Annotated in this window: 20 protein-coding genes; 10 read left to right on the top strand and 10 right to left on the bottom strand. The window is 67.2% G+C overall.

Annotated features, from left to right (window positions below; genetic code table 11):
- Position 1: 1 nt before the first annotated feature.
- The 3 genes from ACO1BU_RS08600 to ACO1BU_RS08610 all read right to left on the bottom strand — a co-directional run bounded on the left by ACO1BU_RS08600 (position 2) and on the right by ACO1BU_RS08610 (position 3,259).
- On the bottom strand, positions 2-1,213 hold the full coding sequence (locus tag ACO1BU_RS08600) for a PQQ-dependent sugar dehydrogenase (protein WP_424135504.1): 1,212 nt from the start codon (positions 1,211-1,213) through the stop codon (positions 2-4).
- A gap of 224 nt (positions 1,214-1,437) precedes the next feature.
- Positions 1,438-1,944 (bottom strand): hypothetical protein, encoded by a 507-nt coding sequence (locus ACO1BU_RS08605; protein ID WP_424135505.1) that lies wholly within the window; start codon positions 1,942-1,944, stop codon positions 1,438-1,440.
- 280 nt (positions 1,945-2,224) lie between these two features.
- Entirely contained in the window at positions 2,225-3,259 is a 1,035-nt protein-coding gene (locus ACO1BU_RS08610; protein ID WP_424135506.1) for a LacI family DNA-binding transcriptional regulator, read from the bottom strand.
- 104 nt (positions 3,260-3,363) lie between these two features.
- Between ACO1BU_RS08610 and ACO1BU_RS08615 the strand changes: the two genes are divergently transcribed.
- The 7 genes from ACO1BU_RS08615 (at position 3,364) to ACO1BU_RS08645 (ending at position 9,845) form a co-directional block, all read left to right on the top strand.
- Complete coding sequence (locus ACO1BU_RS08615; RefSeq protein ID WP_424135507.1) at positions 3,364-4,248, top strand: dioxygenase family protein; 885 nt, start codon at positions 3,364-3,366, stop codon at positions 4,246-4,248.
- Positions 4,245-4,985, top strand: a complete 741-nt coding sequence (locus ACO1BU_RS08620; protein WP_424135508.1) for an SDR family NAD(P)-dependent oxidoreductase — start codon at positions 4,245-4,247, stop codon at positions 4,983-4,985. Before ACO1BU_RS08615 ends, ACO1BU_RS08620 begins: the two co-directional genes overlap by 4 nt.
- A gap of 5 nt (positions 4,986-4,990) precedes the next feature.
- Entirely contained in the window at positions 4,991-5,866 is an 876-nt protein-coding gene (locus ACO1BU_RS08625) for a beta-keto acid cleavage family enzyme (RefSeq protein WP_424135509.1), read from the top strand.
- 11 nt (positions 5,867-5,877) lie between these two features.
- Positions 5,878-6,888 (top strand): quinone oxidoreductase family protein, encoded by a 1,011-nt coding sequence (locus ACO1BU_RS08630; RefSeq protein WP_424135510.1) that lies wholly within the window; start codon positions 5,878-5,880, stop codon positions 6,886-6,888.
- A complete protein-coding gene (locus ACO1BU_RS08635) occupies positions 6,885-7,247 on the top strand; it encodes a cupin domain-containing protein (RefSeq protein ID WP_424135511.1) in 363 nt (120 codons plus the stop codon). Before ACO1BU_RS08630 ends, ACO1BU_RS08635 begins: the two co-directional genes overlap by 4 nt.
- Before the next feature lie 39 nt (positions 7,248-7,286).
- Positions 7,287-8,267, top strand: a complete 981-nt coding sequence (locus ACO1BU_RS08640) for a tripartite tricarboxylate transporter substrate-binding protein (RefSeq protein WP_424135512.1) — start codon at positions 7,287-7,289, stop codon at positions 8,265-8,267.
- Between the two features lie 108 nt (positions 8,268-8,375).
- Positions 8,376-9,845 carry an amidohydrolase family protein gene (locus ACO1BU_RS08645; RefSeq protein WP_424135513.1) on the top strand — a complete coding sequence of 490 codons (1,470 nt, stop codon included), beginning with the start codon at positions 8,376-8,378 and terminating at the stop codon, positions 9,843-9,845.
- A 69-nt stretch (positions 9,846-9,914) separates the two neighbouring features.
- On the opposite strand, the gene ACO1BU_RS08650 is transcribed toward ACO1BU_RS08645, so the two are convergent.
- From ACO1BU_RS08650 to ACO1BU_RS08660, 3 genes are all read right to left on the bottom strand, one after another.
- Positions 9,915-10,913 carry a Bug family tripartite tricarboxylate transporter substrate binding protein gene (locus ACO1BU_RS08650; RefSeq protein WP_424135514.1) on the bottom strand — a complete coding sequence of 333 codons (999 nt, stop codon included), beginning with the start codon at positions 10,911-10,913 and terminating at the stop codon, positions 9,915-9,917.
- A 144-nt stretch (positions 10,914-11,057) separates the two neighbouring features.
- The gene (locus tag ACO1BU_RS08655; protein ID WP_424135515.1) at positions 11,058-12,227 is read right to left on the bottom strand and encodes an LLM class flavin-dependent oxidoreductase; all 1,170 of its coding nucleotides are present in this window, start codon (positions 12,225-12,227) and stop codon (positions 11,058-11,060) included.
- A complete protein-coding gene (locus tag ACO1BU_RS08660; RefSeq protein ID WP_424135516.1) occupies positions 12,224-13,015 on the bottom strand; it encodes an alpha/beta fold hydrolase in 792 nt (263 codons plus the stop codon). Before ACO1BU_RS08660 ends, ACO1BU_RS08655 begins: the two co-directional genes overlap by 4 nt.
- Positions 13,016-13,431: 416 nt before the next feature.
- Here ACO1BU_RS08660 and ACO1BU_RS08665 point away from each other — a divergent pair, with 416 nt between their 5' ends.
- On the top strand, positions 13,432-13,938 hold the full coding sequence (locus ACO1BU_RS08665) for a MarR family winged helix-turn-helix transcriptional regulator (protein ID WP_424135517.1): 507 nt from the start codon (positions 13,432-13,434) through the stop codon (positions 13,936-13,938).
- A 23-nt stretch (positions 13,939-13,961) separates the two neighbouring features.
- Here ACO1BU_RS08665 and ACO1BU_RS08670 read toward each other — a convergent pair whose 3' ends face one another.
- The 3 genes from ACO1BU_RS08670 to ACO1BU_RS08680 form a co-directional block, all read right to left on the bottom strand.
- Positions 13,962-15,287, bottom strand: coding sequence for an aspartate aminotransferase family protein (locus ACO1BU_RS08670; RefSeq protein ID WP_424135532.1), 1,326 nt, complete (start codon positions 15,285-15,287; stop codon positions 13,962-13,964).
- Between the two features lie 35 nt (positions 15,288-15,322).
- Positions 15,323-16,348, bottom strand: coding sequence for a phosphotransferase (locus ACO1BU_RS08675; RefSeq protein WP_424135518.1), 1,026 nt, complete (start codon positions 16,346-16,348; stop codon positions 15,323-15,325).
- A 293-nt stretch (positions 16,349-16,641) separates the two neighbouring features.
- Positions 16,642-17,844 carry a fumarylacetoacetate hydrolase family protein gene (locus tag ACO1BU_RS08680; protein WP_424135519.1) on the bottom strand — a complete coding sequence of 401 codons (1,203 nt, stop codon included), beginning with the start codon at positions 17,842-17,844 and terminating at the stop codon, positions 16,642-16,644.
- 857 nt (positions 17,845-18,701) lie between these two features.
- Between ACO1BU_RS08680 and ACO1BU_RS08685 the strand changes: the two genes are divergently transcribed.
- Together ACO1BU_RS08685 and ACO1BU_RS08690 are read left to right on the top strand one after the other, a co-directional pair.
- On the top strand, positions 18,702-20,864 hold the full coding sequence (locus tag ACO1BU_RS08685; protein WP_424135520.1) for a TonB-dependent siderophore receptor: 2,163 nt from the start codon (positions 18,702-18,704) through the stop codon (positions 20,862-20,864).
- Positions 20,865-20,898: 34 nt separating this feature from the next.
- A complete protein-coding gene (locus ACO1BU_RS08690; RefSeq protein ID WP_424135521.1) occupies positions 20,899-22,032 on the top strand; it encodes an ABC transporter substrate-binding protein in 1,134 nt (377 codons plus the stop codon).
- 20 nt (positions 22,033-22,052) lie between these two features.
- On the opposite strand, the gene pcaG is transcribed toward ACO1BU_RS08690, so the two are convergent.
- Positions 22,053-22,658: a protocatechuate 3,4-dioxygenase subunit alpha gene (gene pcaG / locus ACO1BU_RS08695; RefSeq protein WP_424135522.1), complete on the bottom strand. Its 606-nt coding sequence runs from the start codon at positions 22,656-22,658 to the stop codon at positions 22,053-22,055.
- Between the last annotated feature and the right edge of the window lie 113 nt (positions 22,659-22,771).

Consider the following 22,771-nt stretch of genomic DNA (forward strand, 5'->3'; position numbering starts at 1 on the left):
GTCACCGCCCGTAGGAGATGCGGTAAATGGCGCCATTCTCCTCGTCGGAGACGAGCAGCGCGCCATCAGGCATTACCAGCACATCGGTCGGGCGGCCCTTGTAACTGTTGTTGCTGGTGTCGAGCAGACCGGTCATGAAGGGCTCCACCTTTCCCTGCGTGCCGTCCTCGTTCAGCGTCACTGTCACCACGTCGAACCCACTCTTCTCATCACGGTTCCAGGACCCGTGGCGCGCGACGAAGGCACGGCCGCGATAGGCTTCGGGGAACATCGTGCCGGTGTAGAAGCGCATTCCCAGCGCCGCCACATGAGGCCCGAGAAGTGCGACGGGCGCCGGGAATTCGGAGCAGACACGACCGGCATGGCCCGGATCCTGCCAGCCCTCGCCCGAGCAATAGGGAAAGCCATGATGCTGCCCCACGCGGTCCAGCCGGTGCATCGTGTCCTGCGGGGTATCGGCACCAACCCAGTCACGGCCATTATTGGTGGCGTAGAGCACGTTGGTGCCCGGCCTCCAGTCGAAGCCCACCGAGTTGCGGACGCCGCGCCCGACGATCTCGCGGCCCGTGCCATCGGGGTTGTAGCGCAGGATCAGCGCGTGGCGATTCTCGTCGACATTGCAGCTGTTGCAGGGCGCACCGACATTCATATAGAGCTTGCCGTCCGGCCCGAAAGCCGCGAATTTCCAGCCGTGATGCGCCTCGGTCGGCAGGGCGAAGGCTTCGGTCAGATCGACGGGCTGCGCATTCGGGTTGCTCGCGATGTTATCGTAGCGCAGCACTTGGTTGATCGCGATGACATAGAGCGCGCCATCACGCACGGCGACCCCGTTCGGGTTGTTCAACCGCTGCGCCAGCACGCGCGTCGTGCGAGTGCCGTTCTCCTCCTTCACGGCATAGACACGGCCGATGGTGCGGGTGCCGACATAAACCGTGCCGTCCTCGCCCCGCGTCATCATGCGCGCGCCGGGCATGCCGGATGCCCAAATTTCCGCCCGGAAGCCCTCGGGCAGGCGCAATGAATTCACAGGAATGCGTTCGACCGGCGTCGCGGTCAGGCGCGGGGCATGGGGAGCAAGGGGACTGTTGGCCTGCTCCGGCGGGCGCCCCTGCGCCCATCCGGGTGGGGCGGCGGGCTGCTGGGCCAGCGCAGGCAGGCTGATTGCAGCGCAGAGCATGCCGGCGAGCGAAATACGCAACGCGAGATGGGACATCAAAACTTCCTCCCTTGGCGCTTTGCGCCATTGCGGCGGAAGCCTAACCATCGCCCCATCCAAAAACAATGTCGGACCGGTCCAGTCCTGTGACCGCCGCCCTGCTCTTCCTCCGATTTACTCCATCCATCAAAGGAGGTGCAGCCGACCGCGATGGTTGATCGCGGCCCTCAAGGGCCGGTGGCGTCTGGCAGATACATCTGCCAGGCCATATGGCATTCAGCTTAATCCTGCGGGCGATCGCTGAGCGCGGGAGCCGCGGTCCGTCCCGCCAGGCCGGTGCCTTCGCCCAGCCGGATCGTCCCATCCGGCTGCGGCACCGCCAGGGGCATGACTAAAATCTGGGCATGATTCCCGCTGACGCCCAGGGCACGGGCGACCGACGGCGTGATCGCAAGCGGCCGGGTGTCCTCGCCTGCGCTGGCGCCCCGAATCTGAACCAGGGTGGCGCGTCCATTCTGCACATTCTGCACCTTGGCCGTCGTGCCCGGCGGGAACACCGTACTGACCGCGGTCGCCGGCGCGCCGGATGGATCGGCATTCAGCACGGCGGCCTCAAGCCGGCGTGCCTTCCCGGAATGGTCGACCGATGACCTGGGTGCCGGACGGCTTGACGGAGCGATCTCGATGATGGAACCCACCGCGCGCTCCCGCGGCGCGGCGAGGCCGGGATGGGCGGACAGAATGAGAGGCAGAGCCAGGGCCAGGACCGCCCTCATACGCCATGCCATGCCCATACCTCCGGCCCAAACAACGGGGCTGGGGGGAGCGTTCCTCCAATCCGGCGCCTCAGGCAAGGGCCGCCTGAAAGGCGCACGAGGCATTGATCCGTCTGTCCGCAGCATGTTTCTGACCACAATGGTCTTTGGCGAAGGGGTTATTTGGGCACGGCGAAGGGCAGGTTGTAGGAGAGGGGCTGCCATCCTGGGGCTTGGCCCGGGGCTGGAAAGCCATGCTCGAACCGCCGGCTCGTCCCGGCGGCGTGATCCTGCCTCCCGCATCTCACCATCTTCAGGCGGCGGCAGGACGCGCGGTCGATGCGCGCAGGACGAGTTCGGGCGTCAGGACCACCCCCGGCACGGAGATACGCCCTGCCAGCATCGCGAGCAGGAGCTGCGCGCCTTGCCGTCCCATTTCCGAATGCGCGATGCGCACCGTCGTGAGCGGCGGGTCGATCATGTCCACCAGCGGCATGTCGTTATGCCCGGTGACGGAGATGTCGTCCGGGATGCGGCGCCCGAGCGCCCGGCAGGCGTCATAGGCCCCCAGCGCCAGAAGGTCATTCGCGCAGGCGAGCGCCGTCAGATCCGGACACCGCGCGAGCAGGCGTTCCGTCGCCATCGCCCCCTCGGCGCGTGAATAGGCGGTGGCGGCCTCTATATCGGCGGAATTTACCTCCTGCCCTGCCTCGCGCATCGCGGCCGTGAAGCCTTTGGTCCGCAACAGGCCGGTGGAAAGGGCTGCCGGCCCCGCGATATGGCCAATCCGCCTGTGTCCCAGGCTGATCAGGTGCCGCACCGTCAGGCCCATGCCGATACGGTCATCCGACACCACGGCGGGCGCATCACCACTGGAGCGGTTGAGAAGCACCGCCGGCAGTCCTCGGGCAGCACAGGCGGCCAGGGCCGGGTCACCCTCCCGCGCCGCGGTTGCGATCAGCATGCCATCCACGCGGCGCGCAGCCAGTTCCGCCACGAAGTTCGCGGCCCGGTCCGGATCGTCGCCTGGATCGGCGAGCAGCAGCGCATAGCTGGCATCCGCCAGCACGGCAGCCGCGCCCGCCAGAATGGGGGCGAAGACCGGATTCGCGATTCCCGGCACCAGGGCGCCAATCAGCCGGGAACGGCCACTGCGCAGGGAGGCCGCCGCCGCGTCGGGGCGATAGCCCAGACGCGCCGCAGCCTCCCGCACGCGCTCCACCACCACTGGCGCCACGAGGTGCCGGGTGTTCGGGTTCAAGGCGCGTGAGGCGGTGGAGGGATGAACCCCGGCTTCAGCGGCAACATGCTTCAACCCGGTGGAGGGAAGGTTCGGCATCCCAGGCATATAGCAGTTGCCAGCCGCGCCGACTCCCCTTTACAAACGATTGTGCAAACGATTGTTGGCGAAGCCCGGCCCACTTTCCCCGAGCGCCGCCAGGAGGACACGCCATGATCATCAATGGCCAAGCCGATGTGACGCCCGCCGTGCTTGAAGCCATGGCAGCTACCCCGAACCCACGCCTGCGGGAGGTGACCTCGGCCCTGGTCCGCCACCTGCACGCCTTCGTGCGGGAGGTGCGGCCCACCGAGGCGGAGTGGGAATACGGGGTCGAATTTCTGGGCCGGATTGGGCAGGCCAATTCCCCGACGCATAACGAAGGGGTTCTGATCTCGGACGCGCTCGGGATCTCCACCCTTGTCTGCCTGCTCAACAACGGGGATGGCGGCGCCTCGGAAACGGCCGCGGCGCTACTGGGTCCGTTCTGGCGGGACAACTCACCAAAATGCGCGGATGGGGCCAGCATTGTCCGTTCCGCCACGCCGGGCCCGCGCCTCTTTGCCAGCTGCCAGGTGCTGGCAGGCGGGAAGCCGGTCGCCAATGCACGGGTCGATGTCTGGCACTCCTCGCCCGAAGGCTTCTACGAGAATCAGGATCCCAACCAGGCCGAGATGAATCTCCGCGGCCAGTTCACCACCGATGCCGAGGGACGCTTTCACTTCATCAGCGTGAAGCCGGCCGGCTATCCCGTGCCGACCCATGGCCCGACCGGCGACCTGCTGCGCGCGCAGCTTCGGCACCCCTACCGCCCGGCCCATCTACACTTTCTGATCCTCAAGGAGGGCTACAAGACCCTCATCACCCAGGTCTTCACCGATGACGATCCGCATCTGGAGACGGATGTGGTGTTCGGGGTCACGCGCGCCCTCGTCGGCGGCTACCGGCGCGGCGAGGGGACGGCGCCGGACGGCTCGGATGGCGAGTGGTGGACCCTCGATTACACCTTCCACCTCGAACCCGGGGAGGCGCGCCTGCCAGTGCCGCCGATCGCATGAAAAATCTTCAGGGAAGTACCGCCGTCATCCTCGGCGGATCCGGCGGCATCGGCACTGCCACGGCGCGGCTCCTCGCCCAATCCGGCGCCACCATCATCGTCACCTATCGCGGGCGGGAAGCGGAGGCGCGCGCACTCATTGCCGAGTTGCCGGGCACGGGGCACCAGGCCCTGGCCGCCAGCGTGGAGGACAGCAATTCGCTCGTCGCCCTTGCTGCCCGGGTTCGAGAGACACGCGGCCGCTGCGACATCCTGGTTAACAGCGCCGGCTTCACCAAGGCCATCCCGCATCACGACCTGGACGCGCTGGATGACGAATTCCTTGACCGAATGTGGGCGGTGAACTGGCGCGGTCCCTTTGCCGCCGTGCGTGCCTTCCGGCCGCTGCTGGAGGAGTCGGAAGGGCTCGTGGTCAATATTTCTTCCCTCGCCGGGCTGAATGGCACCGGTTCCAATCTCGCCTATGGTGCGGTGAAGGCAGCGACGGACAGCATGACCAAGTCGCTGGCCCGCGCGCTGGCGCCAAAGATCCGCGTGATGTCCGTCTCGCCGGGCGTGGTGGAGACAGGATTCGTGCCGGGCCGCGGACCGGAGGCCAATGCGAAGATCGCGCCGTCCATCCCGCTCAAGCGCGTGGCACTGCCCGAGGATGTGGCTGAGGCGGTGCTCGCCTGCGCCACGCTGCTCACCTACTCGACCGGTTCAATCATTCTCGTGGATGGAGGACGCGCCCTGTGAAAGCGATGCGCGACGAGGTTTTCATCACATGCGCTGTCACGGGCAACCTGACGACCCGCGAACAGCACCCGGAATTGCCGGTCACGCCGGAGGAGATCGCCAATGCCTCCCTGGCCGCCGCGGAGGAAGGTGCCGCGGTGGTGCATCTCCATGTGCGCGACCCCGCAACGGGTCGCCCCAGTATGGAGCTGGAATATTACCGTGATGTGGTGGAGCGCATCCGCGCGAAGAACCGCGACCTGATCATCAATCTCACCACCGGCCCCGGTGGCCGCTTCGTGCCTTCGGAGGAAGACCCGAAGATCGCGGGGCCGGGCACCACCCTGACCACGCCCGCCATCCGCACGGCCCATATCACGGCGCTTCAACCGGATATCGCGACGCTGGACCTGAACACCATGAATTCAGGGCGGGAGGTCGTGATCAATACGCCGCGCAATGTCCGGCTGATGGCCACGGCCATCCGCGAGGCGGGCGCCGTGCCGGAAATCGAGCTGTTCGACTCCGGCGACATCGCCCTCATGAACGACATGCTCAAGGACGGCTCGCTTGGCGATCCGGTGCTCTGTTCCTTCGTGATGGGCGTGAAATACGGTTTCCAGCCCTCGCCCGAAACTGTGCTCTACGCCCGCGGGCTGCTTCCGGAGAAGGCGGAGTTCACCGCCATCGGCATCGGCCGCTCCGCCTTCCCGATGGTCGCGCAATCCGTCCTGGCCGGAGGCCATGCGCGGGTCGGGCTGGAGGATGCCGTGATGATCGAGCGCGGTGTCCTTGCCCCCTCCAATGCCGCCATGGTCGCAAAGGCCCGGCGCATTGTCGAGCATCTCGGCCCGCGTGTCGTGGGCCCCGCCCGCGCACGCGAAATCATCGGCCTGTCCTGAAAGGTCCCGCCATGTCCGCCGCCCTCCACACGGAGACGGGCACGAGCCCCGCGCTGCGCGTTGCCACCAAGGCCGCCGGCCCACAATCTCTTGGCCTGGAACTTGCCAATTACCGGCCGGACCTGCCGCCAGGCTGGTGCCTGGTGGAGGTGGCCGCCGCCGGCGTGAACCCCTCCGATGTGAAGGCACTGCTGGGCGCCATGCCCAAGGCAGTCTTTCCACGCACGCCGGGCCGCGACTTCGCGGGCACCGTGGTGGAAGGCCCCACGGAACTGATCGGCGTGGAGGTTTGGGGCTCGGGCGGCGATATCGGCATCAGCCGCGACGGCAGCCACGCCCGCTACCTCGCCTTGCCGCCCGAGGCGGTGTTCCGCAAGCCCAGCAATCTCTCAATGCGCGAGGCCGCCGCCATCGGCGTGCCCTTCGTCACCGCCGAGGTCGGATTGCGCGAGGCGGGCGGCGTTCAGGCGGGCCAGGTCGTACTGGTCCTGGGCGCCAATGGCCGTGTCGGCCAAGCGGCCTGCCGCATCGCGGCCGCGGCGGGTGCGCGCGTCTTCGCCGGCGTGCGCCGCCCGGAAGCGGCCGCGGCCGTCCGCGGCGCGGAGGCCGTGTTCGACAGCGCCTCCACCGACGTGGCGCAGGCGGTGCTTGAGACAACGGGCGGGCATGGCGCCGACTTGGTCTTCAACTGCGTCGGCTCGCCCTGGTTCGCCGCCGGCAATGCCGCGATGGGCCATGGCGCCACGCAGATCTTCATCGCCACCATCGACCGCGCGGTGCCCTTCGACATCTTTGCCTTCTATCGCGGCCGGCACCGTTATGTCGGCGTCGATACCTTGGCGTTGAGCGCGGCCGAGACCGGCGCGGTACTGGAAGCGCTGCGTCCCCGCTTCGAGTCCGGCGCGGTTACGCCCTACGAAATCGAGGAAGAATACATCTTCCCGCTCGATCGTGCCGAGGAGGCTTATCGCATCGTCCTCGGCGGCGCGCCGCAGCGCGTGCTGATGGAACCCGGCCGATGAACATCACGCGCTTCGGCGAGGCGCGCCCCTATGAGGCGCCCGGGCATTTCGACATGCGGATGTTCCGCTTGCAGGGCCGCGAGGCCGGGCCGTCGGACACGCTCTGGCTCGGCCTCTCCTGGCTTCTGCCGGGCGGGCACACCACGCTCGACGCCTCTCCCATCGAGAAGCACTACGTTGTGGTGGAAGGTGAGCTGACGATCATCGCCGAGCAGAACGGAGGGCAGGAGGAGGCGCTCCTGCATCCTCTCGATTCCTGCCGCATCGCGCCCGGTGAGGGACGCAAGCTGGAAAACCGGAGCAACCGGCCGGCGGCCGTGCTGCTGGCCATGCCGCTCAGGCCCGCCGCCCCGGGATAGGAGCATCGCGCACAACGCGTTCACTGGGAGGGTAAAAAAATGAAACGTCCAATCCTTTTCCTGGCCGGCCTGTTGCTGGCGAACTTTCATCTCTCTTCCGCCGGAGCGCAGCCGCGCTTCCCCGAGCGATCCGTCACCATCGTTGTGCCCTTCGCCGCCGGCGGCCCCACCGATGTCGTCGCGCGCCAGCTTGCCGAAGCGATGGGGCGCGACCTGGGCGTGGCTGTCGTGGCGGAGAATGTCACCGGGGCCGGCGGCACGCTGGGCGCGCAGCGCGTCGTGCAGGCCCGGCCGGATGGCTACACCCTGCTCCTGGGCAATATCGGCGTGGCCACCGCGCCATCCCTTTACCGGCGCCCGCCCTATGACGCGCTGACGCAGCTGGACACGGTCGGGCTGATCACCCCGGTGCCGATGGTCCTACTCGGCCGCCCGGACCTGCCCGCCAAGGATCTGCCGGAGCTGCTGGCCTGGCTGCGCCGCCCGAATGCCGAGGTGAACATCGCCCATGCTGGCCTCGGCTCGGCCAGCCAGCTCTGCGCCACGCTGCTGCGCTCCATCCTACAGACGCCCATGACGCCCATCGCCTTCCGGGGCACCGCGCCCGTCATGACGGAGATGATGGCTGGGCGTATCGACCTCACCTGCGACCAGACGACCAATGCCATGCCCTATATCCAGGACAACCGGGTGAAGGCTTTCGCCACCACCACGGCGCAGCGCCTGGCCGCGCTGCCGCACCTGCCCACCACGGCCGAGGGTGGGCTGCCGCAGCTTCAGGTCACGATCTGGCACGGCTTCTACGTGCCACATGGCACACCAGCCCCGGTGACCGAGCGACTGGCTCAGTCGCTGCGCGCAGCGTTGGCTGATCCGGCGGTGGTCAGCCGCTTCGCCCAGCTGGCGACCACGCCCGAGCCGCCGGAACGTGCCACGCCCGCTGCGCATCGTGCCTTTCTGGAAGCCGAGATCGCCCGCTGGCGGCCCATCCTGACCGCCGCTGGCGAATACGCCGATTGATCGTCGCGGCCCGCCCTGCCGGGCGGGCCCACCTGCTCTGGCAAGGCTGCCGTGGCGAAGCCCCCCGCCCGGCGCCGGTCACAGAAGAAGCGGGGCGAGGAAACATCCATGCCGATGCCTGACGCGCCCCGTCGCGCCCTCCTTACCGGCCTGTCCCTGGCTGCCGCCCCGCTTCCGACCCTGGCACAGGGCACGCCCGCCGCGCCCCGCAGCCCTGACACTTTCGATCCGGCCCGTCCGCTGCTGATCCGCGGCGCTGCCATCGTTACGATGGATCCCTCGGTGCCCGACCTGCCCCGGGGCGATCTGCTGGTGCAGAACGGCGCCATCGCCGCTATCGGGCGCGACCTGCCGGTGCCGGAGGGCGCGCAGCAGATCGACGGCACCGGACGCATCGCCATTCCCGGCCTGGTCAACGCGCATATCCATCTCGGCCAGGCGTTGCAGCGCGGCATGTCGGCGGACCAGACGCTCGCGCAGTATTTCGGGACTGTGGTGGCGAAGCTCTCCTCCCGCCTCTCGCCGGATGACCTGCGAGCCGCGGATTACGGGGGTTCGCTGGAGCTTCTCGATGCCGGTGTAACGACCGTTCTCGACTGGAGCCGTGAGACCACCAGCCCCGACCATGCCGATGCGGCGCTGGACGCCTTCGAGGCAGCGGGAATCCGTGCTGTCTTCGCCTATGGCCTGGCGGGCTCTGGCGCTGGCAGCGTGCGCAGCGCCAATAGCCCCGAGGCGGTGGCGGAGGACATGCGCCGCCTGCGCGCCGGTCGCCTGGCCTCGCCCGGCCGGGTAAGGCTGGCCCTGGCGATCCGCGGCCCGGACTTCTCGACCATGGACGAGGTGGCGAGCGATATCAGGCTGGCCCGGGAATTCGACCTGCTCGTGCAATTCCATGCCGGCGCGCCGGTCTATGCCCAGCGGGTGAAGCGCGGCATCGCCACCATGCATGCCCGTGGCCTGCTCACGCCCCAGGTTTCGCTCGCCCACGCCAATGACCTGGACGAGGACGAGTACAAGATGGTGGCCGATGCCGGGGGTAGCACCGTCTCCACGCCGGAAGTCGAGATGCAGATGGGCCACGGCTTCCCTTGTGCGGCGCGAATGACGCGCGCCGGGGGCGTGGCGGCGATCGGCAGCGACATCTCGGCCGGCGTGGGAGGCGATGTGCTGGTGCAGGCGCGCATTGCCCTCGCCGCCGCGCGCGGCCTAGCCAATGCCGAGGCGCAGCGCAGCGGAACACCACTGCCCTCGGTGGCCTTTACCACCCGGCAGGCGCTGCACTGGGCCACGCTGGGCGGCGCCAAGGCCGCGGGTCTGGGCGATGTGGCAGGCAGCCTGACCCCCGGTAAGCGGGCCGATATCGTGCTGCTGCGCGCCAATACGGTGGGCACCGCGCCGGTCCACGATCCGGTTGCGGCGGTGCTGAACCAGTGCGGCGCCGCGGCGGTGGAGACCGTTCTGGTGGACGGCCGCGTGCTGAAGCGGGACGGCAAGCTGGTGCATGCCGATGTCGCGAAGGCGGCCGAGGCCGTGCAGCAGAGGGCGGCGGCCCTCAAGGCACGGGCCGGCCTGTGACAGCCCTTCCGACGGCAGGGTTTCGCGCCCTGCCGCTGGCGGGCCCTCCGCTTTCTCTGCCCGGCCGAACTACTCGACGCGGATGCCGGCGCTGCGCACCACCTCGCCCCAGCGCTTGTGCTCGGCGCGCACCGTTTCCGCAAACTGCTCGCTCGATCCACTACCCGGCTCGGTGCCGAGGCCGCTGAAGCGCTCCCGCAATTGCGGATTGCGCAGGGCGCGGGCTACCGCGTCCTCCAGCCGCGTGATGACGGATGCGGGGGTGCCCACCGGGGCGAAGAGACCGTTCCACCCATAGAAGACAAGGTCGGGCAAACCACTCTCCGCCAGGGTCTTCACCTCGGGCAACTGGCTGGATCGCTCGGCGCCAGTCACGAACAGGCCCCGCAGCCGGCCCTCGCGGACCAGCCCCTGCATGCTGACCAGCGAGTCCACGGCCGCCGTTAGTCGCCCCGCGATCACGTCCTGAAGTGCCGGCGCGATGCCGCGATAGGGCACATGCTCCAGCGTGATGCCGAGACGCTGGCACACAAGCATCATGGCGACATGCCCAATGGCCCCCTGCCCGCTGGTTCCGAAAGGCAGTGGTTCCCGCTTGCTACGCACATAGGCGACGAATTCCTGCAGGGAGCCGGACGGAACATCCGGATGCACGGACGCCATCATGGGCGTGCGGTTCACCATCGCCACCGGCATCAGCTGCGTGATGGGATCGATGGAAAGCGTGCTCATCGTATGCGGGCTGACAGTGATCGGGCCGAGATTCGTCACCAGCAAGGTGCTTCCATCGGGTTTAGAGCGGACGACGGCATCGAAACCGACATTGCCGGCCCCGCCCGGCCGGTTTTCCACTAGGACAGGCTGACCAAGCTCGGGCGCAAGGAACTGCGCGAGAATCCGGGCCGCGATGTCGGTCGACCCACCCGGGGCGTACTGCACGACGATCGTGACAGGGCGCCCGGACAGATCCTGTGCCCCTGCCCGTCCCGCGGTGAGCCCGAGCGCCGTGGCCCCGATCATCTGCGTCGCCTGTCGGCGCCCGATGGACGCTGCCGGTATCCTGGTCATGTTTCCCTCGAACTCGTCATGCCCCCATCGGAGCTGCAAGCCTTCGACTGCTATTCTTGTCGCGCGGTCAGCCGTTGCACAACCTTCCGAAACAGTTGGGTGATCCGGGGCGCGTCATCTTTGCCCCGGATCCCTGATGGCCTGCTACTCGGCCGCTGCGCTGGCCACGGAGCGCGGCTGGGGCAGGCGGTCGCGGAAATGCGGCAGCACCTCCTCCGCAATCGCCGCCATGTTGTTCCGCGTCATTTCGGCCGGCATCGTCCCGAACTGGGTCTTGGTCAGGATGGTGTTGAAACCCGCGAGGTCCTGATACTCCGCCAGCTTCTCGCGCACCGTGTTCGGGCTGCCCACAATGACCACCCCGGCCTTCATCAGGTCGTCGATAGTCTGCGTCCGGCTGAGCGACCGCTTCGCCCGGATCGCCTTCATCGATTCGACATTGGTGTAGCCCGGCGGCAGCAACGTCTGCGGCGACATCAACAGCAGGCGGTTCACCAGCGCCTCGAGATGCGGCTTCGCCTCCCGGATTGCCTTCTCGTCGGTCTCCGCGATGTAGATCGTGTTGGACCAGGCCAATTGGTCCGGGCTCGCCTGGTAGCCGGCCTTCTCCGCCTCGTCCCGATACATCTGGAAGAACTTCGCCACCATGGCGATCGGCGACAGCGTCTGGCAATAAGTGTAGCGCATCGCCGCCGCCCAGCGGATGGTGCTGCCCGAACCCTGGGACGGAATCCAGATCGGCGGATGCGGCTTCTGGTACGGCGTCGGCCAGGGGTTCACGTAGCGGAAGTCGTAGTGTTTGCCCACATACTCGAAGGGGCCTGGTTGGGTCCAGGCGCGGATGATTAGATCGTGCGCCTCCGCAAAGCGCTCCTGCGAATCCGCGGGGTTGATGCCCATCGCGTGGTATTCCGCGCCGATCCCGCGCACGAAGCCCGCGATGAAGCGACCGCGCGTAACATTATCCAGGATGGCGAATTCTTCCGCCACCTGCAGCGGGTTGTTCAGCAGCGGAAGGGCGCGGCCGAGAATGGCAATCTTGGCGCGCTTGACGCTCCGCGACAGTGCGCCCGCCAGCACCCCCGGCGTCGGCATCAGCCCGTAGGCGGTCTGGTGATGCTCGTTCAGCACCACGCCGTCAAAGCCGAGCTGGTCGGCATATTCCATTTCGTCGAGGTAGCGGTTGTAGAGCTCCGCTCCCTTCTTCGGGTCATAATGGCTGTTCGAGAAATCGACCCAGGCCGATCCGTGCCGGTCGATCGCGTCCAGATCGACATCAGCATAGGGCATCAGGTGAAAGTTAAAGATCTTCACCGGCTGGTCTCCTGTTCCGCGATAAAGCGCGTGAGCTGACCGACGAACTCGTCCGCCTTTTCGAGATTTGGAAGATGGCCGCAATCCGGCAGGACCACGGCCTTGGACCCCGGTATCAGCCTCTGGTACTCGGACGCGTATTCGCGGGGAAACAGCTTGTCGTTCTCTCCCCACAGCACCAGCGTCGGCACGTCGATCCGGTGCAGCCACTTTGCCAGATGCGGGTCGTAGGAGCGGGGCTGCCACATCAGCTTCGCAGCAGTCTGCCGCTCCCGTAGCATGAGGTCCTCACGCTCGGGCAGCAGCGTGCGGGCGATGACTTGCTCGGCCAGTGTCTGGTCATGGAACATGTCGCGGACGCGCTGCTCGTCGCTGCTGCGGAAGGTGTCCACGACAGGCACACCCTTCACGTAGATGCCGGCCGCATCCACCAGGGTCAGGGAAGCCAGACGGCTGGTATTGCGCACTGCCATCTCCGCCGCGATCCATCCACCCAGGGACAGGCCGACCAGATGCACACCCGTCAGGTCCAGCTCGGAGAGAAGGTCGAGGTAGAAATAGGCCATGTCGTGAATGTTATCGAGCCAGCCCGGCATCTCCGTACCGCCGAAACCCGGATGGCGCGGCGCGATAAGGTCGAAGTGCGTGGCCAGCTGATTCATGAAGGGCTGCCACTCCCCGCTGCTGCCGGCACCGGAGAGGAAAACCAACGGCGGTCCTTCGCCGCCTCGCAGGACCTTCGTCTCGGTTCCGCAGATTGACAGGGTTGTTTCCGAATGGCTCGGCATGAACTCTTGGACCTTCCTGGAGCTGCCATGCGTCCGCGCAAAGGAGGTTGCCCTGCCCTGCGGCACGCCGAAGCGTTCCCATGGCAGCCCGAAGCGCGTCCTGGAGAATGTCTTGAAGCGGGATGCCCTGCCCTCAATCGGGCAAGGCCGGCAACGGCTAGCGGCCGCCGGTCAGAGCTGCAGAGATCGGCTGTGTCTCACTTGGATGTTTCCCCGTTCTCTTTTCATGGACAGGATGCGGAGAGGATCATTTGTCCCCGCTCCCGCCTTGCCCACCAAATTAGTAAGCATTGCGCATATTGTCCAGCGATAATCGGTACCCAAGTGAATCTTCGGGGAAGGCCCACCCGTTGCGGAGTGCCGGGTCCGGCGGCAATGAGAGGCTCACCCGGGACTGCTTGATTGAGGACGCCTCTTTGCTCAAAGCCGCTCGTCCGCGCCGCGCCCCAAAAAGCGGGCCAACAGACCAGGAGCCCGATACCGAGTTCCGGAGCGAGGACGTCCTTCTTCTCCGCGACAAGCCCGGCCATCTCATGCGCCGCGTCCAGCAGCGCTCCACAAGCATCTTTGCCGAGGAGAGCCGCGAGTTCGGTGTTACGGGGCCCCAGCATGTGATCATGGTGGCCCTGGCCCATCACCCCGGGGTGGACCAGAACACCGTTGCGGAGTTGGTGGACCTCGACCGCTCGACAACTGGCGACGTCCTTGCCCGGTTAGAGCGCCGCGGGCTTATCCTGCGCAAGGTCAATGAGGAGGACCGGCGTGGCCGGGTCCTCTTCCTCTCTGCCAGCGGCCAGAAGATGCTGCAGGACATGGGCCCCGCCGTCGCGCGCACCCAGGAGCGCTTCCTGGCCCCCCTGAGCGCAGCAGAGCGGAAGCAGTTCCTGAATCTTCTGCGCAAGCTGGCGCAGTTCGACGAATAGCCGGCGCAGCTCGGGCTGAGACGTCACGCGGGGACAGCGTTCCCCGGATCCCGACCCAGTACCTCATCGAGCGCAGCGACAAACAGATCAGCCTGCTCGCGCGACAGGCACAGCGGCGGCCTGATCTTCAGAATGTTCGCGCCGGGTCCGGAGGCACTGATCAGCACGCGTCGCTCACGCAGCGCGTTGACAATGCGCGTGGTTTCCACCGTCGCCGGTTCCTTCGTCACTCGGTCGCGCACCAGTTCGACGCCAATCGACAGCCCCGCACCACGGACATCCCCAATCAACTCATGGCGCGCCGCCAGCGCTGAAAGCCCGGCGGAGAGATGGGCGCCCACCGCAGCCGCATTGGCGGGCAGGCTTTCCTCGCGCAACACCTCCAGCACGGCAAGACCAGCGGCTGCCGAAACGGGGTTGCCCCCGAAGGTGTTGAAATAACGCGCGGTGCCGCCGAAGCGGGCCAGCAAATCGGGCCGGATGGCCAGCCCCGCCACGGGGTGCCCGTTGCCCATGGGCTTGCCCATGGTGACGATATCGGGCTCCACACCGTGCCGCTCGAAGCCCCACATGGACCCAGTGCGGCCGAAGCCGGGCTGTACCTCATCGGCGATGAACAAGGCGCCCGCCGCGCGCGCTGCCTCCGCCGCCTGGGCCAGGAAGCCGGCCGGATCAGGGAAGACCCCGTCTGAGGTGAACATCGTATCCACGAGCAGGGCGCAGGGCCGGATGCCGTGGCGGTGTAGATCGGCGAAGGCGCGCGCGACATCTGCCGCGAAGCGCGCGGGCATATCCGCCCCGCCGCGATAGGCATCCGGCGGCGGCACGGTCGCCACATGCCGCCCGAGCGGCACGCCTTCGCCCAGCGAAGGCGACAGCTCCGCCAGCGCGGAGGTCACTCCGTGATAGGCGAGGCTGGTGACGACGATTCCTTCCCCGCCCGTATGGGCCCGCGCAATGCGCAGCGCGAGGTCATTCGCCTCCGATCCCGTGCAGGTGAACATCACATGCCCCAAGGAGGTCGGAAACGTCGCGAGCAGCGCCTCGGCATAATCCAGCACGGTGTCGTGCAGGTAGCGCGTGTGGGTGTTGATCTGCGCCGCCTGCCGCGCGATGGCCTCCACCACGCGCGGATGCGCGTGGCCGAGCGACGCGACGTTGTTGTAGCAGTCGAGATAGCGATTGCCGTCCGAATCAAACAGCCAGGCGCCCTCGCCGCGTACGAGATGCACGGGATGTTCGTAGAACAGCCGGTAGGCCGGGCCGAGCAGGCGCTGGCGGCGCTCCACCATCGCCTTCTCACGTAGGCTGAGGCCGGTTGCACGGTTCGGGTCGAAGGCGTTGATCATCGCCATGCCCTTGGGGGTCGCGTCAGGCATGGCGGTCATTCCTCATGCGGCGGCAGGGTGCGGGGCGCGTGGTGCGCCAGCCATTCCAGCCCGGCGCGGGCGCCGGGCATGTTGCGCAGGATATAGGGCGCGTTCTCCGGTTGGCGCGCGGCGCGCCAATGCGTAATCAGCACCGTCATCGCCATGCGTGTGGCGATCAGGATGGGCAGGAGCGCGGCCTGCTCCTCCGGCAGGGGCAGGATGGTGCGATACCCCGCCAGGAAGGCCGCGGGACTGGCGAGCGGCGCCGCCTCCCCGGGACGGAGGAGATAGGCGCAGGCCGTCGCTACTTCCTGAAGCCGCGGGGCGCGCAGGATATCACCGAAGTCGATCAGGCCTGCCAGGCAGGCGGGATCGTCCGGGCCGGCCAGCGCATTGTGCAGATTCAGATCATTATGGATGACTTGGCCGGGCAAGACGGCCAGAGCGGGCGCGGCATCGGCCTCGAAACGCTCCAGCGCTGCCACGACCAGAGCCCGGAGTGCCGGGTCGGCGATATCAGGCAGGAGGACCCGCAGGGCGGGTGCCTCCCGCAGATCCCACAGCAGGCGGCGGCCGTCAGCCGGATGCGCGAAGTTCGCCAAAGCACGGTTCATCCGCGCGGTGAGGACCCCAAGATCCCGCGCCAGCCCCGGCCCGGGTGCCCCGGCGGCCGCCAGCGGCTGGCCGGGCAGGAAGGTGAGGAGGCGGAGAAGACAGGCCCGTCCATCCACAGCCGGGTGCGGTACGGCGATGGCGCCATCCAGGGCGCGGATGATGCGCGGCACCGGCAAGTCCGGATCAGCGGTCTCCAGGTGCAGCAGAGCTGCATTCTGGAAATCGGTGATGGCCGGGTTCTCGTCGGGATGGGCGACCTTGACCAGCAGCGGCGTGCCATCCGGTGGCATCAGTCGGTAGTTGCGGTCCCGCTCGCCACCCAGAGGCACCAGATTACCCGTCAGGCCATAGGCGCGGGCCAGAAGCTCGTGCAGCCCCTCTTCCGACAGAACGGGCGGCGGGGACAGCGCCAGGGGATCGCTCAAGGGATCCTGGACAGCCGCCAACGTAGCGCCGGCCAGGTGAGGGATACTGCCCGGCATCTCAAACCCTCCTGCCCGGCTTGATGCCGAAGGGTCCGGCAAGGAGGGGCATGATCCTGTTCGTCACCTGTCGTGCGGACTCCAGCTTCATCGTTCCCCATAGCTGCTGGCGCTTGCTGATCAGGCCATACACCAGCGTCGGGTGCCCCGATACAGGCAGGAAGGGCGGCCAGCCGCAAACAACAGGGGAGGGCCTCCGTGCAACAGGGTGGACGCCGCCACCCTCCACCAAGCAGTTACGCCCCGGCAGAGCCGCCGGGCTGCAGCAGCCCCCTTTGCATCAGCGATCGCATCAGATGCGAGGCACCGAAGCTCCAGGGTTCGCAGGCATCGGTGGAGCGCATGCGGTTGACCAAGGCGCCGAGCTTCGGCGCGGCGATGGTGACGATGTCATCCATCGCATGGGTGAAGCCCATGCCCGGCGCACCACGATCGGCCACCGGCGCGAACATCGTCCCGAGCAACAGCACTGCACCGTCGGGATACTGGTGATGCGGGCCGATCAACTGCTCCACCAGATCCTCGGGATCCCGGCTGATCTGCGCGATCGAGGAGGACCCCTCCATCCGGAAGCCGTCATCTCCCTCCACGACGAGGGTGACGGTCGTCTGCCTGACGTCGTCGAGCGTGAAGCCGGCATCGAACAGGCGCAGAAAGGGGCCGAGCACGCAGGCCGCGTTGTTGTCCTTCGCCTTTCCGAGCAGCAGCGCGGAGCGGCCCTCAATGTCACGCAGGTTCACGTCATTCCCGAGCATCGCGCCGACGATCCGGCCAGCGGAGGAGATCGCCAGCGCCACTTCCGGCTCCGGATTGTTCCAGGATGATTTGGGGTGCAGCCCCGCATCCATCCCGGTGCCGACCGCCGACATAGGCAGAGCCTTGGTGAAGATTTCTGCGTCCGGCCCGATGCCGACCTCGAGATACTGGCTCCAGGCGCCCTGTTCGATGAGCACTTCCTTCAGCCGCATCGCCTCGGGCGATCCCGGCTTGAGCCGGGAGAGGTTGTCGCCGACCAAGCGAACGACCTCAGCCCGAATAGCGGCCGCGGCCTCCGCATGACCCCTGGCCCGCTCCTCGATCACACGCTCGAGCATCGAGGTGACGAACGTTACCCCGGCCGCCTTGATCGGCTGGAGGTCCACCGGTGCCAGTAGCCATGGCCTGCGGGGGTCGCGACCGTCGGGCGGCGTATTGGCCAGGATCTCTCCAACAGAGGCGATCCGCTCCCCCTGCATGCGGGCCAGCGCGGCCGCGGGATCATCCCGCTCGCAAAGGTCGCTGACAGTCAGGCATTCGGCGGTGACGTCGACCACTTCCTCGCCACGCAGGGTCACGACCGAGGGACCATTCACCTCGGGCCGCCAGACGCGGCCAACGAGGCAAGCCTGCTGCCAGTCGGATGGCAGCACCTGAGCCGGATCGAGATGGAGGCGAGGCATGAGCACTCCTGGAGAACAGGGATGGGACTGGTCAGCGCTTCCTGCACCACGGTTTCGCCCGCGGTGCAGCTGCCGGAGACGATGACCGGATGTGAACCTGGGCGGTGCTGGCACAACAACCGATCAAGGCAGGCTGGAGCCACGGTTCCGGACACACCAGCGATTGCAGCATGGCCCGCTGACGGCGGAAACCCCCTCACGGACCGGACGGCGCAGTTGGGCGGGGCGCCCCCCGCGAGTCCTTTGTCTTCGAGCAGGTGAAGGAGCGCGTGCCGATCGGCATTTCGGCCTGCGGCTCGGCGGGGCTGCAGGTGGACCGCGTTGATCCAACTCAGGGCTCACCGCCCGATCTCGTTACGCTTGCTACGGCAGAATGCACCAGCCCCGGCGCACTGCCGGCTCCGGAGCAGTTCTACATCACCCACCGGGGACCGACGGGCGACAAGAACTGCTGTGTCGGACCGGCATGGCATTTTCTTCTGCAGCCCGGGGCGTGCGGTGTTTGCGACCGGATCCATCGTTTGGTGCTGTTCGCTCCCGCACAATCGCTACGCAACCATGTCAGCATGATCACGGAACGCGCTCTAAGGCACTTCCTCGACCCGTCCCGTTGGAGGGCTTCAATCTCCGATCAACGCGGTCCCTCCCTGGCCCCTGGCGCCGCCCGCTGCGCGGGGGCATTGGTCGTTGAAGGGGGAGAACCGGCACAACTGGGGGCGCGAGTATTCCCTGGTGTTTCCGTCCACTCCACGCGCTGAGGCAGTAAAACCACAATCGAGCGGCGGCGCCCAAAACCAATATTGCGAATCAGTCGCAATCATGCGAGAGGCTCCTGGAATTTGTTGCGAGAGATTCGCATGAGCCGTCCACCACGCCTTCATCCCCCGGCCCTGTTCGCCTGGCTTATGGCAGCGACCGCCCTCACTCCGGCCGCCATGGCCCAGGACGCGAGCGATTCCGTCGCCGTGCCGGAGGTGGCCGTAACGGGCAATGCCGAGCGCGCGCTGGATCCGATCCGCGGCTTCGTCGCCCGGCAGGAAATCACCGGAGCCAAGACCGACACACCGCTGATCGAGAATCCGCAAAGCATCTCCGTCGTCCCGCGCGACCAGATAGACGCGCGTCAGGCCCAGACCCTCGGCGAGGCGCTTCGCTACACCGCAGGAGTCCGAGGTGAGAATTACGGGACGGACAGCCGGACCGACTGGTTCCAGCTCCGTGGCTTCAACGCTCAGGACAATGGCCTGTTCCTGAACGGCCTACGCTACAACACCGGCTATGCGGGCAGCGCCTTCGAAACCTACGGGTTGGAGCGCTACGAAATCCTGCGCGGCCCGACCTCCGTGCTCTATGGGCAGATCGCGCCGGGCGGCCTGGTGAACATGGTGCAGCGCCGCCCGACCGAGACGCCCACAGGCGAGGTGCGACTGACCGCAGGCAGCTACGGGCGGGTGCAGGCGCAGGGCTTCACCAGCGGGCCACTGACCGCGGACGGCGTCTGGTCCTACAGCCTTACTGCCCTGGGGCGGGCGAGCCAGACGACGGTGGAGGAGGTGCATGACGACCGCGCCTTCGTCGCTCCGGCCCTTACATGGCGGCCCGACTCCAATACCTCGCTGACCGTGCTCGGCTACTACCAGCAGGATCGGACCTCGGGGAACCAGTTCCTGCCCTATGAGGGCACGGTAAAGGCGACGCCCTTCGGCCGTATCAGCCGCAGCCTCTTCACCGGCGAAACCGATTTCGACCGCTTCGACCGTACCCAGTACGGCATCGGCTACGAGTTCAGCCATCGCTTCAACAACGTGTTCTCATTCCAGCAGAACCTGCGCTACGGCCACACCGACATCGCCTGGAACCAGGTCTATGGTGGCGGGCTGCAGGCGGACCAGCGGATGCTGAACCGCTACGCTTATCGGGCGGACATCGATGTCGGCACCCTCCAGGTAGACAACCAGCTCCGCGCCGACTTCACCACGGGCCCCCTCTCCCATACGGTGCTGGGCGGCTTTGATTTCAGCCAGGTGAACTACCGCAATGCGCAGTTCTTCGCCCTCGCGCCAGGGCTGGATGTCTTCAGCCCCGTCTACGGCAGCCCCGTGCCGGCACTCACCACGCCGTATGACAATGTGCGGCAGGTGAACTCGCAATATGGCCTCTACCTGCAGGATCAGATCCGCTTCGATCGTCTGGTGCTGCTCGGCGGGATCCGGCAGGACTGGGCCTTCTCCGACGTGGACGACCGCGATGCCGGCGTGCGGCGCTATCAGAACGACAGCGCCTTCACCTGGCGCGCCGGCGCCCTCTATCTTTTCGACAACGGCTTAGCGCCCTACGCCTCCTATGCGCGCTCCTTCCAGCCGCAGATCGGCACCGACAGCCTCGGCCGTTCCTGGGATCCACTGGAGGGCGAGCAATACGAGATCGGGCTGAAGTTCCAGCCGAACGGCACGCGGAGCTTCATGCAGCTCAGTGCCTTTCACCTGACACAGCAGAACACACTGACGCCGGACCCGCTGAATGTCATCCAGCAGGTCTCGGTCGGCGAGATCCGCGTGCGCGGCCTGGAGCTGGAGGCGGTCGCGGAGCTGGGCCATGGCGTGACCCTTGTTGGCTCCTACACCTATCTCGACCCCGAGATCACCAAGAGCAACACGGCGGCCGAGATCGGCAACCGCCCGGCCGGCGTGGCGCGCAACAATGCGGGTCTCTATGCTGAGTACAGCTTTGTGGACGCCACCGGCCCTCTCTCTGGCCTGACACTTGGCGCCGGCGTGCGTTATCTCGGCAATACGACCACGGCCAACTCAGGCGGCAATGTCGTACCATCGACGACACTGTTCGACGCGACGCTGCGCTACGATCTTTCCAAGCTCTCGCCCCGCATGAACGGACTGCAGCTCGCGGTCCATGGCAGCAACCTGGCGGACACGCGTTATGTCAGCCGCTGCTCCGGCGATACGGGTTGCTTCTACGGCAACCGGCTGAATGTGCTGGGCAGCATCTCGTATCGTTGGTAGCGGGACCCGTCTTCGGGGAAGGAGCACTGAGAAGATGCTGTCCCTGTCGCGCCGGGCCGCTCTTGCATGCCTTCCGGGCGTCCCGTTGCTGCTGCCCCCGGCACGCCTGGCCGCCCAGCCAGCATGGCCTCGGCAGGTGACGGACCTGCTCGGTCGGACGGTTACCATCCCCGCCAAACCTCGCGCGGTCCTGCTCGGAGAGGGGTTCCAGCTCGTCAACCTGGCACTGGTCCACCCCGACCCGGCCTCGATCCTGGTGGGCATCGGCGGAGACCGCAGGCGCGTGGATCCGCTCGGCGACGCCGCTTATCGCCGAGCCTTTCCGGCGCTGGATCGCGTACCCGAGCTGACCAGCGCGGTGGGGCAGGGCTTCGGGGCCGAGCGGGCGCTTTCACTCCGGCCGGACCTGGTGATCCTGAGTGCCTGGCAGGCACGGTCCGATGAAATGAAGCGGACTGCCTCGGTGCTCGAACAGCGCGGCGTCCCGGTGATCTATATCGACATCTTCGAACAGCCGGTGCGCAATACAGTACCAACGATCCGGCTGCTTGGCGCCGCGCTGGGCGAGGAGGAGCGGGCCGAGGCCTATACCGGCTTCTATGAGGCCCGGCGCGAACGCATCGTGAAGCGGATCGCGGAGAGCGGGCAGCCAGGCCCGCGAGTGTTCTTCAGCGCCTTTCCCGGCCGGTGGCCGTGTTGCTGGTCCCCGGGGCCGGCAGCTGGTGATGGAATGTTCTTGGCAATGCTTGGCGCCCGCAATGTAGCCGAGGCCTGGCTGCCAACACCGCGCGGCGGCACGGTCGCGGCGGAGCGTGTGCTCATGTCCGGCGCCGAAGTCTTCATCGGAACGGGCATTTACCTGCCCGATGATTCTCAAGGCATTCAGGTCGGGGCTGGCGCGACACCTGCTCAGGCACGCACCAGCCTGGAAGCAGTGCTGGCCGCCCCGGAATTCCGGCTCTTGCCAGCGGTTCGTGCCCGGCGCGTCCACGGGCTGTGGAACCCGTTCAACGGCGCTGCCGTGAACATTGTCGCGTTCGAGGCCATGGCGCGCTGGATCAGGCCCGAATTGTTCGGTGATCTGGACCCGGCGGCAACACTGGCAGAGATCAACGCGCGCTTCCCAGGAGTTCTCCACGAAGGAACCTACTGGACCAGCCTTGCGTGACCTGAACACTGCAACGGAAGTCAGACCGCCATCCAGACGGTTTCGGCTTCGCCCTGGAGGCGGAGGTCGAGGTTCCAGGTGCTGTTTCCGGCGGGCCTGGCGATCATGGTGCTGCGCCGGGCCTCGGGCACGGCCTTGAGCACGGGGTCGGTGGCGTTCAGCGGCTCGCCTTCGAAATAGAGCCGGGTCGAGAGGTGCTGGAGCAGGCCTCGGGCGAAGACGGCCAGCGCGACATGCGGGGCCTGCAGGGCATTGCCGCCGGCATGGGGTCCGACCGGCACCGGCCCGGGCTTCAGTGTGACGAAGCGGAAGCGCCCCTCCTTGTCGGTCCGGCTGCGGCCATAGCCCTGGAAGGCCGTGGGATCACCCTTCTGGTCGGGGTAGCAGCCGGAGGGATCGGCGTGCCAGATCTCCACCATGGCATCCGTCACCAGCGCGCCGGTGCCGTCCCTGATTGTCCCGGTCAGGGTGATGCGCTCGGCGCCCTCGGGCAGGCAGTCGGCGAAGTGGCGCGTGGTATCCGCCCATTCCGGGAAGTCGATCAGGTGCCAGTAGGGGCCGGCAGTCTGGTGGGCGGTGGCGGGTGTCGCCTCGGAGGGTGCGAGTTCCGGCGTCGCGTCAGTCATGATGGCCATCCTCCATCGGGGTCGCCTCACGGCCGCGCAGGACGATGTCGAAGCGGTAGCCCAGCGCCCATTCAGGCCGGGTGACGTCGAGGTCGAAGCGGGCCACCAGCCGG

This window comes from Roseomonas chloroacetimidivorans (assembly GCF_049629625.1).
Taxonomy (GTDB): domain Bacteria; phylum Pseudomonadota; class Alphaproteobacteria; order Acetobacterales; family Acetobacteraceae; genus Roseomonas; species Roseomonas chloroacetimidivorans.